We start from the raw sequence: 14938 nt of genomic DNA on the forward strand, positions 1-14938 counted from the left end.
TGACCGTGAGCGGCAGAGCCGGCCTCAGCTCCGCAACCCCGGCGCCTCCTGCCCGGTGCGCTCGACATATTCGGTATAGCCGCCGCCATAGGTGTGGATGCCCTCGGGCGTCAGTTCCAGCACCCGGTTCGACAGCGCCGCCAGGAAATGGCGGTCATGCGAGACGAACAGCATGGTTCCCTCGTACTGCGACAGTGCCGTGATCAGCATCTCCTTGGTGGCGATGTCGAGGTGGTTGGTCGGCTCGTCCAGCACCAGCAAATTGGGCGGATCGAACAGCATCAGCGCCATCACCAGCCGCGCCTTCTCGCCGCCCGACAGCACGCGGCATTTCTTCTCGATCTCGTCGCCGGAAAAGCCGAAGCAGCCGGCCAGCGCCCTGAGCGGCGCCTGGCCGGCCTGCGGAAATGCATCTTCCAGCGTCTGGAACACGGTGCGCTCGCCCTCCAGCACTTCCATGGCGTGCTGGGCGAAATAGCCCATCTTGACGCTGGGCCCGCGCGCCACCGTGCCATTGTCCGGCTCGGAAGCGCCAGCGACCAGCTTCAGCAGCGTCGACTTGCCGGCGCCGTTGACGCCCATGATGCACCAGCGCTCGCGGCGGCGCACCTGAAAATCCAATCCCTCGTAGATCGAGCGGCTGCCATAGCCCTTGTGCACGTTCTTCAGCGTCACCACGTCCTCGCCGCAGCGCGGCGCCGGCTGGAAGTCGAACGATACCTTCTGGCGGCGCTTGGGCGGCTCGACCCGGTCGATCTTGTCCAGCTTCTTCACCCGGCTCTGCACCTGGGCGGCATGCGAGGCACGTGCCTTGAAGCGCTCGATGAAGGCGATCTCCTTGGCCAGCATCGCCTGCTGGCGCTCGAACTGCGCCTGCTGCTGCCGGTCGGCAATCGCCCGCTGCTGCTGGTAGAATTCGTAGTTGCCGGAGTAGGCGGTCAGCGAACCGCCGTCGATCTCGACCACCTTGTTGACGATGCGGTTCATGAACTCGCGGTCGTGCGAAGTCATCAGCAGCGCGCCGTCATAGTTCTTCAGGAACTGCTCCAGCCAGATCAGGCTTTCGAGGTCGAGATGGTTGCTCGGTTCGTCGAGCAGCATGGCGTCGGGCCGCATCAAAAGGATCCTGGCAAGTGCTACGCGCATTTTCCAGCCGCCGGACAGCTTGCCGACGTCGCCGTCCATCATCTCCTGGCTGAAGCCAAGGCCGTCCAGCACCTCGCGAGCACGCCCATCCAGCGCGTAACCGTCGAGCTCCTCGAAGCGGTGCTGTGCCTCGCCGTAACGGGCGATGATCTCATCCATTTCACCGGCGCGATCGGGGTCGCCCATGGCGTGCTCGAGCTCGCGCATCTCGGCCGCCACTTCGCTCACCGGCCGGCGCCGTCCATCACTTCGGCAACGGCGCTGCGGCCGGACATGTCCCCGACATCCTGACTGAAATAGCCGATGGTGACGCCGCGATCGACGGAGACCTGGCCTTCGTCGGGCTGCTCCTCGCCGTTGATCATGCGAAACAGCGTCGTCTTGCCGGCGCCATTAGGCCCGACCAGCCCGACCTTCTCGCCCTTCTGCAAGGCGGCGGAGGCTTCGATGAAGACGATCTGACGGCCGTTCTGCTTGCTGATGCTTTCGAGACGTATCATGGGTTTCCGGGGAAGGCCAAAGGAGCGTTCCCGCGCCAATACGCGATAGGCCGCGTCAGAGGAAGCCCGCAGTGGCGAGGCGCCCCGCGCCAAATTGTCTGAACCCGCCAGTTGCTTCCCGGCTGGATCAGGCTTTGACGGCGTAGGGATGAGCCGGCGGATCAGCTATCGGTAAGCGCCTTCGTCGTCGCCATTTTGACCCCGGCGGCGGCAAATGCCGCATTGTGCCGGGCGATGATCTCCGCGGCGGTCTCGCTGGTGGTGTCGAGCGTGCTGTGGGCGTCGGAAACCACGGTGACGCCCAGGCTCGCCGCAAAGGCGCCCTTCACCGTGGCCGCCACGCAAAAATCGGTCTGCGCGCCGATCAGAACGACCTCGCCGGCGCCCTGCCCGGCCACCCATGCTGCAAGGGCGGCATTGCTGAACGCATCGCCGACACGCTTGGCGAAAGTCGGCTCGTCCTCGGCCTGGCCGAGCGCCGGCCACACCGGCCAGCCCGGCTCACCCGGCGCCAGAGGATCGCCCTGCGGCCCGTCATGCCGGACGAAGGCGACCTTGCGCCCGCTGCGCCGCGCCCACTCGATCAGCGCGCGGCTGCGGGCGACCATGCCGTCGGCATCATGGATCGGCGGCTCGGCGACGCCGTCGAACATGCCGGTCTGAAGGTCAATCACGATGAGCGGCGCAGTGGCCGCGGGGCTGGTCCCTGACATGGTTTTTTATAGCACGAGGGCGGAGCTGATCAAGGATCAGGGCCGCGATGGCGCGCACGGGCAACCGCAAGTGGCTGGAGTTCGAGATATGTGACAATCCGCTTGCAGCAGCGCTAACATAGCGCGCCATTGGGATGTGGGTCAGTTCGAAATTCTGGCTATCGGCCGTGACCGGATTGCATTCGTGGCAAGCTCCTGCGAAGAAATTACCATGACACATGCAGCCGTAGCTTTCCTAGCGATCGTGACTTCGGTGTTGGTCGCGATCCTACCCGCACAATCGCAAGAGTGGACGCCCTCGGAGGACGCGGTTCGAGATGCAACGGAAACGGTTGGTCGCTATTTCCTTTCGCTCGATAACCAAGAGTATGGGCGGGCATACGAAATGAAAACTGATACCGCCAAAGCTTCGATCCCATCGAACGCCTTCATGGAGCAAAGTAAACATTTTCATTCTCAGGCCGGCGCTGTGCGCGAGCGCCGGCTACTCAAATTCACGTGGTTGAAGGACCCAGAGAACGCTGCCTTTCCTGGCGTCTATGCCGCAGTCGACATAGCGGCGAAGTTTGAAAACATCGATCGTTACTGCGGCTATATTGTCCTCTATCAGCGGCCATCAGGTGGAAATTTTCGAGTCATGCGGGTCGAAAGCAACTTCATCGACAACTCTACCGCGAAAAGCATTGAAAAGACCCAATCGAAACTCGAATTGGATCGAGCATGGGCCGAGTTGTCGGCTAACTGTCCGAATTTTCCATCGTGAAGGTGAAGCGGTCCGTTTTTGTACCTTCCGCAACCATCGGCTTTTCGGTTTCCCTCGCTTCGATCAGCGCAACAATGTCGCAGATCTCTTACAGTTTGCCGGCCCTACGACGCGAACGCAGCGAGAGCGCAGCTTTTGTCCTCACCCAATCCGCCCGTCACGGCATAGGCGCCGGCGGTGCGCTTGTCACTAAACCCAAGTGCGATGTTTATCTCGTCCGATCGCCCTTCGCAAAGTAGCCGGCGGCCCGGACGATCACACCCGGCCCGATGTCCCATCCTCGCCAAAAATCCCGGTCACCCAGTCGATGAACACGCGTACCCGTGGCGCGAGCTGGCGGTTCTGTGGGTAGAGCGCCGACAGCGGTGTCGGCGACAGCGGGTAATCCGGCAGCACTTCGACAAGCGTGCCGCGTGCGAAATCCCCGGCGAAGCGGTAGTGCGGCGCCTGCACCAGGCCGAAGCCGAGACGCGCCAGCTCCGCCATCGTGTCGGAGCCGTTGACCGTCACCTGGTTGGGCAGGCTGACATAGCGCAACGCGCCGCCGACGGTGAATTCGAGCGGCATGACCTCGCCGGTCCGCGACGAGCGGAAGCCGACCATCAGATGGCCTTCGAGATCGTCGAGGGTTGCCGGCATGCCGAGGCGTTCGCCCGCGAAGCGGCGCGGCCAACCTGACTGGTTGCCGCCCGGAAAGGCGGCGCCAGCCTCCGTGCCTCACTTCAACTCCACCCAGACCGGCGCGTGATCGCTGGCGCCGGTCTCGCCGCGCATGTCGCGGTCGATGCCCGCCGCTACCAGCCGGCGCGACAGCTTCTTGCTGAGCAAGATATGGTCGAGGCGCAGGCCGGCATCGCGCGGCCAGCGGTTGCGGCGATAGTCCCAGAATGTGTAGAGCGTCTCGTTCGGGTGCTTCTTGCGCAGCGCGTCAAGCCAGCCCTGGTCGAGCAGCCGCTGGAACGATGCGCGGCTTTCCGGCTGCACCAGCGCGTTGTCGTCATAGGAGCGGGTCGGGTAGATGTCGCGCGGCTCGGGCACGATGTTGTAGTCGCCGGCCAGCACCACCGGCAGGCCGGTGTCGAGCAACTGTGCCGCATGCGCCTCCAGCCTCTCGTGCCAGTTGAGCTTGTACTGGAATTTCGGCCCGGGCTGCGGATTGCCGTTCGGCGCGTAGAGGCAGGCGACGACGATGCCGTTGACCGCCGCTTCGATGTAGCGCGCCTGCTGGTCGCTGTCGTCGCCGGGCAGCGCCTTACGGGTCAGAACGGGTTCTGCGCCACGCGAAAGGATGGCGACGCCGTTCCAGGTCGGCTGCCCGACGCAAACCGCGCCGTAGCCGGCGGCCGCCAGCGCAGTGCGCGGAAACTGCGTCTGTCTCGCCTTGAGCTCCTGCAGGCAGGCGATGTCGGGTTTGGCGGCAGCCAGCCATGCGAGCAGGTTCGGCAGCCGGCTGTTGATGTTGTTGACGTTGAAGGTGGCGATCTTCATCGGCCTGCTTCAGCGCACGATGCGTTCGGTCCACGCCTTCACCGCATCAGCGAGCGTCTTCAGATGATCGGCGGTGGAGAAGCCGGAGATGTTTTTGCGCGGCTTCAGATCATGGTCGCCGTCTTCCAGCCAGAAGATCTCGATTGCGTCGGACAGAGCATAGGTCGCGACCTCGTCTTTGGTCCCGAACTCGTCGCGCGTGCCCTGGAAGATCACTGTCGGCGTCTTGAGATCGGCCAGGTGTTTTGTCCGAAGCTGCGTCGGTTTGTCAGGCGGATGGAAGGGATAGCCGAGACACAGCAGCCCTGAAATCTCGCCCTTCGAAAACATCTCGTCGGCGATCATCGAAGCGACGCGTCCGCCCATCGACTTGCCGCCGACGATCAGCGGACCCTTCACGCCCTTCGCCCGGAGGTCGGCGATCGCCTTGACGTATTCCGGGTTAACCGTCTCGGCGCGCGGCGGCGGCTTGCGGTGGCCGTAGCGGCGAGCCGCCATGTAGTGGAATTCGAAGCGCGCGACGCGGAAGCCGGCTGCGGCTAGCGCTTTTGCCGTGGCGGTCATCGAGGCCGAGTCCATCGGCGCCCCGGCGCCGTGGGCGAGTAGGATGGTGATGGCGGCGGTTTCGGGGCCGTCGAATAGGAAGGCGGTTGGCATCGGGCTTCGAACTCCAGGTAGGCCCGCAACGACTATGGCCGCGCTGCACTCGCGTTACAAACTTGTGACCGCAGATACTCGATCTGGGCTGTCTGATATTCGGGCCAGTTTGCCCGATCGAGACCGCCAACCCAGGAGCAAGCTGCTTCACGCCCATGAACCTGTTCCAGCAGGCAAAAGTAAGCATGATCTCGCCACGTTCCGCACAACTGCTCGTTACCGTTCATGACATCCTGCGCCGAAGACCAAGTGAACCACCTCTTGATCCACTCGCCGACCTTGCCATCCAAATCATCGACGCACTGGGCTATGAACCCGTCCAGGTTCTGTTCATTCGCGACCCAAAACGGCCCTCGGCTTCTAACAAAGTCGCTGTCAATCCCATCGAAAGCAACTCCGAGGAATTGTGCGTTCAATTGCTCGGAGCTTTTAGTTTTGAATTGTGCCGAACTTGGATCCTTAATCGCATACCAAGCGCTAAAGTCCCTGTATGACTTGGCGAATTTCTTCCATTTGAAGACGGCCGAGAGTGAGCAGTCATAGTCTCCGTACCGGCGGTCAGCATAGCAGTCGAACTCGATGCTGAAGTCGGTCAAATTGTCTGCGGATGCTACCAGAAGCTTGGCGGTGTCCGGCTTGAACCATTTCGCCCCCAGGCGCGCATGAAGTTCTTCTGAAACTGTTTTTCGAATGGTTTTTGAATCAAGCATGTCAGTAGGACGCCGACTTTTGCGCCAGCTGCAAATCAACGAACTGTATCCCCTTGGCCGCCATGCGCGCCCATTCGGAATTGGCGTCGAGCTCGAGATAGCGCACCCAGCGACGCCGCGCCTCGGCGAGATTGCCGGCGTCGAACTCCAGCCTCGCAAGGTTGAATACCGCATCGGCATAATCAGCGTCCAATGCGATCGCCTTCAACAAATGGCGGCGCGCCGAGGCTACCCGCCGCTCTTCGCTCATCAGCCCGGCAAGATTGAACCAGGCCTCGACGAAGCCGGGGTCGCACTTGATGGCGCGGGCATAGTCGTGCGCCGCCTCGGCCGCTTGGCCGGCGGCGCGCAGGCAGTTGGCGCGGTTGAAGGCGGCGATGGCATCGCTCGGGTCGATGGCCAGGCAGCGCTGGTAGAGGGCCGCCGCCTGCTCGTGGTCTTCAGCCCCTTCCGCCGCCTCGGCATCGGCGAACAGCTCTTCCAGCGTGTCGTCATCCTGCGTTCCCAGATCGAACAGCAACTGGCCGTCGAGTTCGCTCTGGCCGCCCTCGAGATAGATCGCATCGGCCCGCCCATGCTGTGAGCCGACGGCAAGCGACTTGGCGGTGAGCGAGGCGACCGGGCCCGACCGGTGCACCGAGCGCGCAATCGCCCCCCATGAGGCGCCGCCGGCAACCAGCCCGGCATATTTGCGGGCGAGGATTAGGTCGCGAAAGGAATACGGTTCGCAATCATGCTCGAAGGCATCGAACAGCGACAAAAGGTCGAGATCCGCGCCGGTCAGCCGCGACTGGTCGATCAGCGACTGCCGCGACAGCGCCGAAGCCTCCGGCGCCTTCATCAGCCTGAGCAGGCGCAGGAAGCCGTTCTCGCTGACCAGCTTGCGCCCGGCCGCGCGCTCGGTGACGACGCGGCGCTCAATCTCGGTATCGCCGGCCCTGGCGAGCAACATGCGGCCCAACACGACATGTGTGGTGCGCCGAGTGACGCCGCGCCGCAACTCGCCGTGCTGGCGCTCGACCTCGCGCGCCGCCAACCTGAGCGGAAAGGCGGCCAGCGCGCCGACGATGCCGAAGACCGTGCCGGCGAGAGCCGTCACGCCTTGCTCTTGCCGACGGCTTTGAGAAGGTTCGCCTTGAGCGGGTTTTCCTTGGCCGCGGCGGCGCTGGCCTTGGCGGATTTCGCCGCGGGCTTGGCCGTTTCATCGGCCTTGCTCTTCGACTTGGCTGGCGGCTTGGCCGATTGGGACAGGCTGGCCTTCAGCGCATCCATCAAATTGATGACATTGCCGCGCTCGGGGGCCGCCGCGATGATCGGCTTGTGGCCCTTGAGCTTCTCGCGGATCATTGTCATCAGCGCGATCTCGTAGCGGTCCTCGTAATTCTTCGGATCGAAGGTGGTTTCCTTCTGCTTGATCAGCGCCTCGGCCAATTGCAGCATTTCGGGATCGGGGTTTCCGGCCGGGATATTGCCGAAATACTCAGCCGTGCCACGCACTTCGTTCGGATTCCTCAAGGTGCAGACGAACATGCCGTTCTCGCGCGCGCCGATCGTCACCACGCGCTCGCGGCTGGACAGCACCAGGCGGGCGATCGCCAGCTTGCCGGATTTGCGCATGGCTTCGCGCAGCACGGCGAAGGTCTCCTCGGCCATTGCGCCGTCCGGCGCCAGGTAATAGGGCGCGTCCTGATAGATGACGTCGACCGAATGCTCGTCGACAAAAGCCTCGATGTTCATCGTATGGTTGGATTCGATGCGCACCGCATCGAGATCGGAGTCCTCGATGATGATGTACTGCTTGTCCTCGTATTCGTAGCCCTTGACCAGGTCCGAACGCTCGACCAGCCCGAGCTCGGGGTCGACCGGCTTCATGTTGATGCGGTTGTGCGTCTTCTTGTGCAGCTGGTTGAAGCTGATGCGCTCGCTGGCGCTCGTCGCCGGATAGAGCCGGACCGGACAGCTGACCAGACTGAGCTTGAGGTAACCTTTCCAACTTGCCCTGGGCGCCATGAAATACTCCTACGCGGCCTTGTGCTGTCGAACTGTTCGCAGCGTTCATTCGTCCGGAGGACGAACGGGGCTGCCGAAATCCTACATCGACCCCTTACAATACCGGCAAATCCCTAGCGAAATCTTCCATCTTGGCTGAAGGATCGGCGGTGGGACCTGACGGGAAGAATAATTCAAATTTTCCGGAGCGTCGATGGATTCCAGATCGGACCGGCGCACCGCCGTCACCATTCTACCGGACGGCTCTGTGCAGCGGCCAAAAGATCGGCCAAACCTGTGCCTCGACCCGCTTTGATGCTGGAGTTTCAATCTGATAACGCCGTTTGCGATCGGCCATGACCGATCGCCGGCCGGCTGGCAGACAATCGGCCAAAAGATCGGCCAATTTTTCTATTAATCTAGAAAAAACCATTTATGATTATGTACTTATTAATTATGAAGATCGGCCAAAAATTGGAGGCAGCCGTACCATGGAAGAAAGCGTACAGCGGATCGAACCGGCCCGTCTGGAGGAGGTATCCGAGGAAATCTCGGATGCCCTGGCGGAATTGTCGGCGGCGTCCGCTACGTTGGGCGGCAGCCTTCATCCCCGTACTGCTGCCAACCTCGCCGATCTCGTGCGCATTATGAATACCTATTACAGCAACCTCATAGAGGGCCATGACACGCGTCCGCGCGACATCGAGCGCGCGCTGGCAGGAAATTTCGACAAGGATGAGGAACGGCGGAACCTGCAACTTGAAGCCGCCACTCACGTCAGGCTCCAGGCCGAGATCGACCGGATGGCTGCGCGGGGCCGATTACCTGATCCGGCTTCCCGCGACTTCATCCTGTGGCTGCATCAGGAATTCTATCGGGATGCCGAGGAACTCATGCTGCGTGTCAAGGGTGCAGGGCGCGAATTTCTCATGGTGCCCGGGGAATGGCGATCGAAACTTGAGCACGATGTTGCGGTCGGCAGGCATCAACCGCCATCCAGCGTCCGCGTCGACGATTTCATGTGCTATTTCGAAACGCGCTACCGCTTCGCAAAGCTCGGCAAGGCAGGCCGGATACTCGCCATTCCTGCTGCGCATCATCGCTTCAATTTCATCCATCCATTTCCCGACGGCAACGGGCGCGTCAGCCGCTTGATGAGCCATGCGATGGCACATGAGGCAGGTATCGCCGCTCATGGATTGTGGTCGATTTCACGTGGACTGGCGCGAGGGCTGAAGAGTCGCAAAGACTACAAGACCATGATGGATCATGCCGACATGCCGCGCCAGGGCGATCTCGACGGCAGAGGCAATCTCTCACAGCGCGCGCTAGCAGATTTCACCCTGTGGTTCCTGCGCGTCTGTGTTGACCAAGTGACCTTCATGTCCGGCCTTTTTGATCTCGCCACGTTGGCAAAGCGTCTTCGCGCCTACGCTACAAGCAGCGAGTTGAAGCCGGAAGCCAGCCGTCTGCTGGAAGAGGCGCTGATACGCGGCGAATTCGAGCGAGGCGAAATCTCGCGCATTACCGGACTGCCCGAGCGGACCGCGCGGCGGGTTTTCAATGATGTCATTTCGCTTGGGCTGCTGGAATCCGAAACGCCCAAAGGGCCGGTATCCCTGCGCTTTCCCGCCAAGGCCTTGGACACGCTGTTCCCGAGGCTGTTTCCCGAAACATGAATCAACAGTCAGCCAGCCTCAGGTCCAACCACCGGCAAATCCCTGGCGAAATCTTCCATGTTGGCCCAGGGATCGCCTGACGTCGCCAGCAGGCCCGGCAGCGACGAATAATTCAGATCCTGCGGAGCGTCGATGGATTCCAGATCGCTCCAGCTCACCGGCGTCGAGGCCGGCAAATTGGTGCGGGCGCGCAGCGAATAGGGAGCCGCAGAAGTGTGGCCGCGCGCATTGCGGTGATAATCGATGAAGATACGCCGCTTGCGGTTATCCTTGCCCATGGTGGTGGTGAAAGTGTCGGGCGCGGTGGCGGCAAGATGCGTCGAGATGGCGCTGGTCGCCTGGTGCAATTTCTTCCAGTTCTGCTTTTGCGTCACCGGCACTGATATGTGGATGCCGTGGCCGCCGGACGTCTTGGCGAACGGCACCAGCCCTAGCGCTTCCAGCTCGCCCTTAATGTGCACCGCCGCCTCAACAACCTCGCGCCAGGCGATCCCCTCGCCCGGGTCGAGGTCGAAAACGACCAGGTCCGGCTTGTCGAGCCGCGTGCGATGGGTGCCCCAGGTGTGGAACTCGACGACACCGAACTGCGCCAGCGCCAGATAGCCCTTGGCGTCTTCCACCGAGAGATAGGATTTGGTCTCGCCCTCCGAATTGGTCGCTTCGAAAGTCGCCACAGAGGACGGCATGCCGGTGAAGGCGTGGCGCTGGAAGAAACAGTCCTGCGGCCTGCCGGTCGGGCAGCGCACCAGCGACACCGGCCGGCCGAGAATGTGCGGCAGCATGAAATCGCCGACCAGCGCATAATAGACGGCAATGTCGAGCTTGGTCGGGCCGGTCTTGCCGAACAGCCGTCGCGTCGGGTTGGTCACCCAGATGGTGGCGAGGTCGGCCTCGGCGATCAGCCGCTTGCGCTTGGCCGAAACCGGCGTCGACAGGCCGACGTCGCGCAGGCCGCGGAACACCGCATGGCGCAGCGCATTGTCGGTGGTCCGGTTGGCGTAGTGGATGTGCGCCGAAAGCAGCGGCCGCACCCACTTCATCTCGCGCATGATCTCGCGCGGAACGCCTTCCGGCGCGGACGCACCCGCCTTTAGCGGCTCCAGCCTGGCCAGCAATTCGCCGGCGGTCCCCGCATCGAAGCCGGTGCCGACCTTGCCGCGATAGTGCAGCTCGCCGTCTTCGAATTCGCCGAGGCCAAGTGCAGCCAACCCCTCTGCCGCATCGGAGACTGTGTAGCCGGCGATGACGAAGTCGCCGGTCTGAAGCGCCTTGGTCTTGGTCCAGGTCTTGGTACGGCCGCTCTGGTAGATTGCCGTGGCGCGCTTGGAGACGACACCCTCGAGCCCCATCTCGGATGCCTGGTCATAAAGTGCTTGGCCGTCTCCTTCGACATGATCGCTGAGCTGGATGGCCGAATTGGCGCCGAGACCGGACAGCAATTGCGAAAGCAGCGCCTTGCGCCGGCGGAGCGGCGCTTGTCTCAGGTCCCAGCCGTCGAGATACAGAAGATCGAAAGCGTAGAAGTGGAGCTTGTTGCCGGCGCCTTCGGCCAGCGCGTCTTGCAAAAGGGCAAAGCGGCTGATGCCCTTGGCGTCCAGCGCGACGACCTCGCCGTCGATGATCGCCTCGCGGCACGGCAGCCTGGCGAATGCAAGCGGCAGGTCGCCATAGCGCTTCGTCCAGTCGAGGCCGGCGCGGGTGATCAGCCTGACTGCGCCGTTAGCGAGATGCGCCATGGTGCGGTAGCCATCGAATTTGATCTCGTGCAGCCAGACTTCGCCCGTTCGGGCCGCTGGGTCATCGCCGCCCGGCGGCTTCGGAACCTGCGTAGTCAGCTGCGGCTCGATCCGGGAAGGCGGCGGCGCCTTGACGACGCCCGGCAAAGCGCCGGGTTTCAGCACCACCGGCCTGGCAGGTTTGGCGGCCGGCTTCGGCGTTGCCACCAGCTCCTCGATGCGGCGTCCGGATTTGACGCTTTCCGGCCGGGCTTCCAGTATGTCGAGCTTGGCGTCGGCGGCGAGATCGCGCTCCTTGAACAGCAGCCAGTTCTTCTTGCCCTCATCCTCGCCGGGCTTCGGTTTCAGCCGCGTCAGCATCCAGCCGCCATTGAGCTTTTCGCCGGCCAGCCGGAACTTGAAGGAACCGCTGCGCAGGCTCTTCTCGACATCGTCCATCGGCGCCCAGACGCCGGTGTCCCAGACGATCATCGGCCCGCCGCCATATTCGCCTTCGGGAATGACACCTTCGAAGTCGATATACTCAAGCGGATGGTCCTCGGTCTCGACCGCCAGCCGTTTGTCGGCGGGGTTGAGCGACGGGCCGCGCGGCACCGCCCAGCTCTTCAGCACGTCGCCAACCTGCAGGCGCAGATCGTAGTGATCGGCGGTGGCGTGATGCTTGTGAACGACGAAACGATTGCCCTCACCGGCAACCAGACCGCCGGCTGGTTCCGGCGTCCTCGTGAACTCGCGCTTGGCGCGATAGGCCTTGAGCTTTGGCGGGGCGGTCACGGCCACATGCTCTTGCGCAAAAACAACGGCTTGATGCGCATGTCTTGAATCATTTTGTCAGCATCGGGCAGGTCGGCGTCACGCCGCTCAATCGTCGGTGGCCGGCGTCAATTCGAGCTCGGCCGGCGACAGGCCCTGCTGCAGCTGGCTGAGCCGGAATTCGTCGACCCAATAGGCCTCGCCGTCGACCAGCACCCGCGCGCTGTAGCTGCCGGCCGAAAAACGCTGCGCAGTGATGTACACCTTGTGGCGGTCGAGCGCGTTCCGCACCGCGGCGCGCTTGGATTTCTGACTGGCGACGGAACTGGCCATGCTGGTTACTCACGCACAAGCCGCAAGGCGGCGTGACTTAAGGATGGCCGAGAGCGGCTCGGCTGTCAATTTGGCGGTCGCTGCGAGCCGCGCGCGGTGGCGCCTCCCGCTCTGTGGAAACCGAGCCGGTGCGCTATATTGCCCGGGCGGCTTGGAACGCGATGCTGATCCGGAGAGCTTCACATGACATTGACGATGCACAAACTCGGCAGCCAGGGGCTGCAAGTCTCGGCAATCGGTCTCGGCTGCATGGGCATGAGCCAGTCCTATGGCCCGGCCGACGAGGCGGAATCGACCGCCACGCTGCACCGCGCCATCGAACTCGGCTGCACCTTCCTCGACACCGCGGAAGTGTATGGGCCGTTCACCAACGAGGAACTGCTCGGCCGCGCGCTGAAGGGCCGGCGCGATGAGGTGACGATCGCGACGAAATTCGGCTTCCGCATCGAAAACGGCAAGCAAGTCGGCACCGAGCGCGACAGCCGGCCCGAACATATCCGCGAGGCTTTGGAAGGTTCGCTGAGGAGGCTCGCCACCGACCACGTCGACCTCCTCTATCAGCACCGCGTCGATCCGGCGGTGCCGATCGAGGATGTGGCGGGCGCTGTCGGCGAGCTGATCGCTCAGGGCAAGGTCCGCTTCTTCGGCCTCTCTGAAGCCGGCGCCGCCAATATCCGCCGGGCGCATGCCGTGCATCCGGTGTCGGCCGTGCAGAGCGAATATTCGCTGTGGGAGCGCAATCTGGAACCGGAAATCATTCCGCTGCTGAAGGAGCTCGGCATCGGCCTGGTGCCGTTCTCGCCGCTCGGCCGCGGCTTTCTCACCGGCGACGTCAGGCGCGCCGAAGATTATCCGGAGGGCGATTACCGGCGCGGCGACCCGCGCTACCAGGGCGCCAACTATGACGCCAATATGCAGGCGGCGGCCACGGTACTCGACATCGCCGCGGCGAAGCCCGTCAAGCCAGGTCAGATCGCGCTGGCCTGGCTGCTCCACAAGGGGAGCGACTTCGGCATCGACATCGTGCCGATCCCCGGCACCAAGCGGCGCAAGTACCTCGAGGAGAACGTCGCCGCGGCTTCGATCAGGCTGGACCCAGCCGAGATGCGAGTGCTGGACGACGCGCTGGCGCCGGGAAAGGTCGCCGGGCCGCGCTACGGCCAGCGCACCATGGTGATGATCGATCGGTAGGTCTTGCCTGATCCCGTTCTTGCGCAAAGCTCCGGCCTTGGCTAGCATCCGCCTGCAGGCACCGAGCGGAGGAGAACGTCGCGGTGGACCGGCTGGAGCGCCGTTGCGTCCCTTCAAACACGAGTTGGGCGCTCGAAGGACACTCCATTTTTGAATCGACGCAAGGAACCTTCCGGAAAACCCATTCCGGTTTCGGGGTCGTGCGCTCATCTGGGAGGAGACTAAATTGATCAACAGACGTGAATTCCTGCTGTCGTCGGCGGCGATGGCCGCTTTGGCGCTGGCCGCTCCGCAACTGGCTTTTGCCCAGGACAAGCTGACCATCCTGGGTTCGGTGCCGAGCCTCGGCTTTCCGTTCTTCGTGCACATGCTGAACCAGATCAAGGCGGAAGCCCAGGCGCAGGGCGTCAACCTGGTCGAAAGCGACGGCCAGAACTCGGCGCCCAAGCAGACCGCCGATATCGAAGCGGCGCTCGTGCAGAAGGTCAACGCCATCGTCATCTCGCCGCTCGACGTCAACGCGCTGGCCCCAGCCATCGAGGAAGCGGTCAAGGCCGGCGTTCCCGTCGTCACCATCGACCGCCGTGTGGAAGGCGTCGAGGGCATCCTTGCCCATGTCGGCGCCGACAACGTCAAGGGCGGCGAGGCCGAAGCGAAGGCCATGGTGGCGGCGTTCCCGAACGGCGCCAAGATCTTCCATCTGCAGGGCCAGCCCGGTGCCGGCCCGGCGATCGACCGCAACAAGGGTGTGCACAACGTCCTCGATCCGATGAAGGACAAGTATCAGATCATCTTCGAGCAGACCGCCAACTTCGCCCGCGCCGAGGCGCTGTCCGTCACCGAGGCCGGCCTTGCCGCCAACGGCAAGCCCGACGCGATCATCTGCGCCAATGACGATATGGCGCTTGGCGCGGTTGAAGCCTGCGCGGCGCGCAACTTCACCGACGTCAAGATCTACGGCTTCGACGCGCTTCCCGAAGCGCTGGTCGCCGTGCGCGACGGCAAGCTGGCCGGAACGGTCGAGCAATTCCCCGGCGAACAATCGCGCACTGCGGTGCAGATCGCGGTCGCCTACGCCAGGGACAAGACCGAGCCGAAGGAAAAGCTGGTGCTTTTGACACCGATCGTCATCGGCAAGGACAATCTCGACAAGGCGGAGAGGCTGGGCGAGACGAAGTAGGCGAAGCCGACGGGGCAGCGCCCCCCTCTGGCCTGCCGGCCATCTCCCCCTCAAGGGGGTGTTTGGACCGGAGACATCGCGAACAGGTGTGCGAGGACAT

12 protein-coding genes and 2 pseudogenes are annotated in these 14938 nt (G+C 63.2%); 4 read left to right on the forward strand and 10 right to left on the reverse strand.

The window, feature by feature from the left end; genetic code table 11:
* Nucleotides 1-24: 24 nt before the first annotated feature.
* A pseudogene (locus NKH16_RS29575) lies at nucleotides 25-1646 on the reverse strand (ABC-F family ATP-binding cassette domain-containing protein).
* Nucleotides 1647-1807: 161 nt separating this feature from the next.
* Nucleotides 1808-2359, reverse strand: a complete 552-nt coding sequence (locus tag NKH16_RS29580) for an isochorismatase family protein (RefSeq protein ID WP_352708702.1) — start codon at nucleotides 2357-2359, stop codon at nucleotides 1808-1810.
* Between the two features lie 211 nt (nucleotides 2360-2570).
* Here NKH16_RS29580 and NKH16_RS29585 point away from each other — a divergent pair, with 211 nt between their 5' ends.
* The gene (locus NKH16_RS29585) at nucleotides 2571-3122 is read left to right on the forward strand and encodes a DUF4019 domain-containing protein (RefSeq protein WP_352748685.1); all 552 of its coding nucleotides are present in this window, start codon (nucleotides 2571-2573) and stop codon (nucleotides 3120-3122) included.
* A gap of 255 nt (nucleotides 3123-3377) precedes the next feature.
* On the opposite strand, the pseudogene NKH16_RS29590 reads toward NKH16_RS29585, so the two are convergent.
* The 6 genes and pseudogenes from NKH16_RS29590 to ku all read right to left on the reverse strand — a co-directional run.
* Nucleotides 3378-3773, reverse strand: a pseudogene (locus tag NKH16_RS29590) (LysR substrate-binding domain-containing protein); the annotation flags it as partial.
* 66 nt (nucleotides 3774-3839) lie between these two features.
* The gene (locus NKH16_RS29595; RefSeq protein WP_352708700.1) at nucleotides 3840-4610 is read right to left on the reverse strand and encodes an exodeoxyribonuclease III; all 771 of its coding nucleotides are present in this window, start codon (nucleotides 4608-4610) and stop codon (nucleotides 3840-3842) included.
* Between the two features lie 9 nt (nucleotides 4611-4619).
* Nucleotides 4620-5267, reverse strand: a complete 648-nt coding sequence (locus NKH16_RS29600) for an alpha/beta hydrolase family protein (protein WP_352708698.1) — start codon at nucleotides 5265-5267, stop codon at nucleotides 4620-4622.
* Between the two features lie 32 nt (nucleotides 5268-5299).
* The gene (locus NKH16_RS29605; RefSeq protein ID WP_352748683.1) at nucleotides 5300-5977 is read right to left on the reverse strand and encodes a hypothetical protein; all 678 of its coding nucleotides are present in this window, start codon (nucleotides 5975-5977) and stop codon (nucleotides 5300-5302) included.
* A gap of 1 nt (nucleotide 5978) precedes the next feature.
* Nucleotides 5979-7076, reverse strand: a complete 1098-nt coding sequence (locus NKH16_RS29610; RefSeq protein WP_352708695.1) for a tetratricopeptide repeat protein — start codon at nucleotides 7074-7076, stop codon at nucleotides 5979-5981.
* Entirely contained in the window at nucleotides 7073-7987 is a 915-nt protein-coding gene (gene ku / locus NKH16_RS29615) for a non-homologous end joining protein Ku (RefSeq protein WP_352708693.1), read from the reverse strand. The genes NKH16_RS29610 and ku overlap by 4 nt, the downstream gene beginning before the upstream one ends.
* 335 nt (nucleotides 7988-8322) lie before the next feature.
* Here ku and NKH16_RS29620 point away from each other — a divergent pair, with 335 nt between their 5' ends.
* On the forward strand, nucleotides 8323-9645 hold the full coding sequence (locus NKH16_RS29620) for a Fic family protein (RefSeq protein ID WP_352748677.1): 1323 nt from the start codon (nucleotides 8323-8325) through the stop codon (nucleotides 9643-9645).
* An 8-nt stretch (nucleotides 9646-9653) separates the two neighbouring features.
* Here the strand turns inward: NKH16_RS29620 and ligD are convergent, their stop codons facing one another.
* Both ligD and NKH16_RS29630 read right to left on the reverse strand, forming a co-directional pair.
* The gene (ligD, locus tag NKH16_RS29625) at nucleotides 9654-12155 is read right to left on the reverse strand and encodes a DNA ligase D (RefSeq protein ID WP_352903179.1); all 2502 of its coding nucleotides are present in this window, start codon (nucleotides 12153-12155) and stop codon (nucleotides 9654-9656) included.
* 87 nt (nucleotides 12156-12242) lie between these two features.
* Complete coding sequence (locus tag NKH16_RS29630) at nucleotides 12243-12467, reverse strand: hypothetical protein (protein WP_023675682.1); 225 nt, start codon at nucleotides 12465-12467, stop codon at nucleotides 12243-12245.
* Nucleotides 12468-12650: 183 nt separating this feature from the next.
* Here NKH16_RS29630 and NKH16_RS29635 point away from each other — a divergent pair, with 183 nt between their 5' ends.
* Both NKH16_RS29635 and NKH16_RS29640 read left to right on the forward strand, forming a co-directional pair.
* Nucleotides 12651-13658, forward strand: coding sequence for an aldo/keto reductase (locus NKH16_RS29635; protein WP_352748674.1), 1008 nt, complete (start codon nucleotides 12651-12653; stop codon nucleotides 13656-13658).
* Between the two features lie 229 nt (nucleotides 13659-13887).
* Entirely contained in the window at nucleotides 13888-14838 is a 951-nt protein-coding gene (locus NKH16_RS29640) for a substrate-binding domain-containing protein (protein WP_352748727.1), read from the forward strand.
* The last annotated feature ends 100 nt before the right edge of the window (nucleotides 14839-14938 follow it).

This window comes from Mesorhizobium sp. M1307 (assembly GCF_040318155.1).
Lineage (GTDB): Bacteria > Pseudomonadota > Alphaproteobacteria > Rhizobiales > Rhizobiaceae > Mesorhizobium.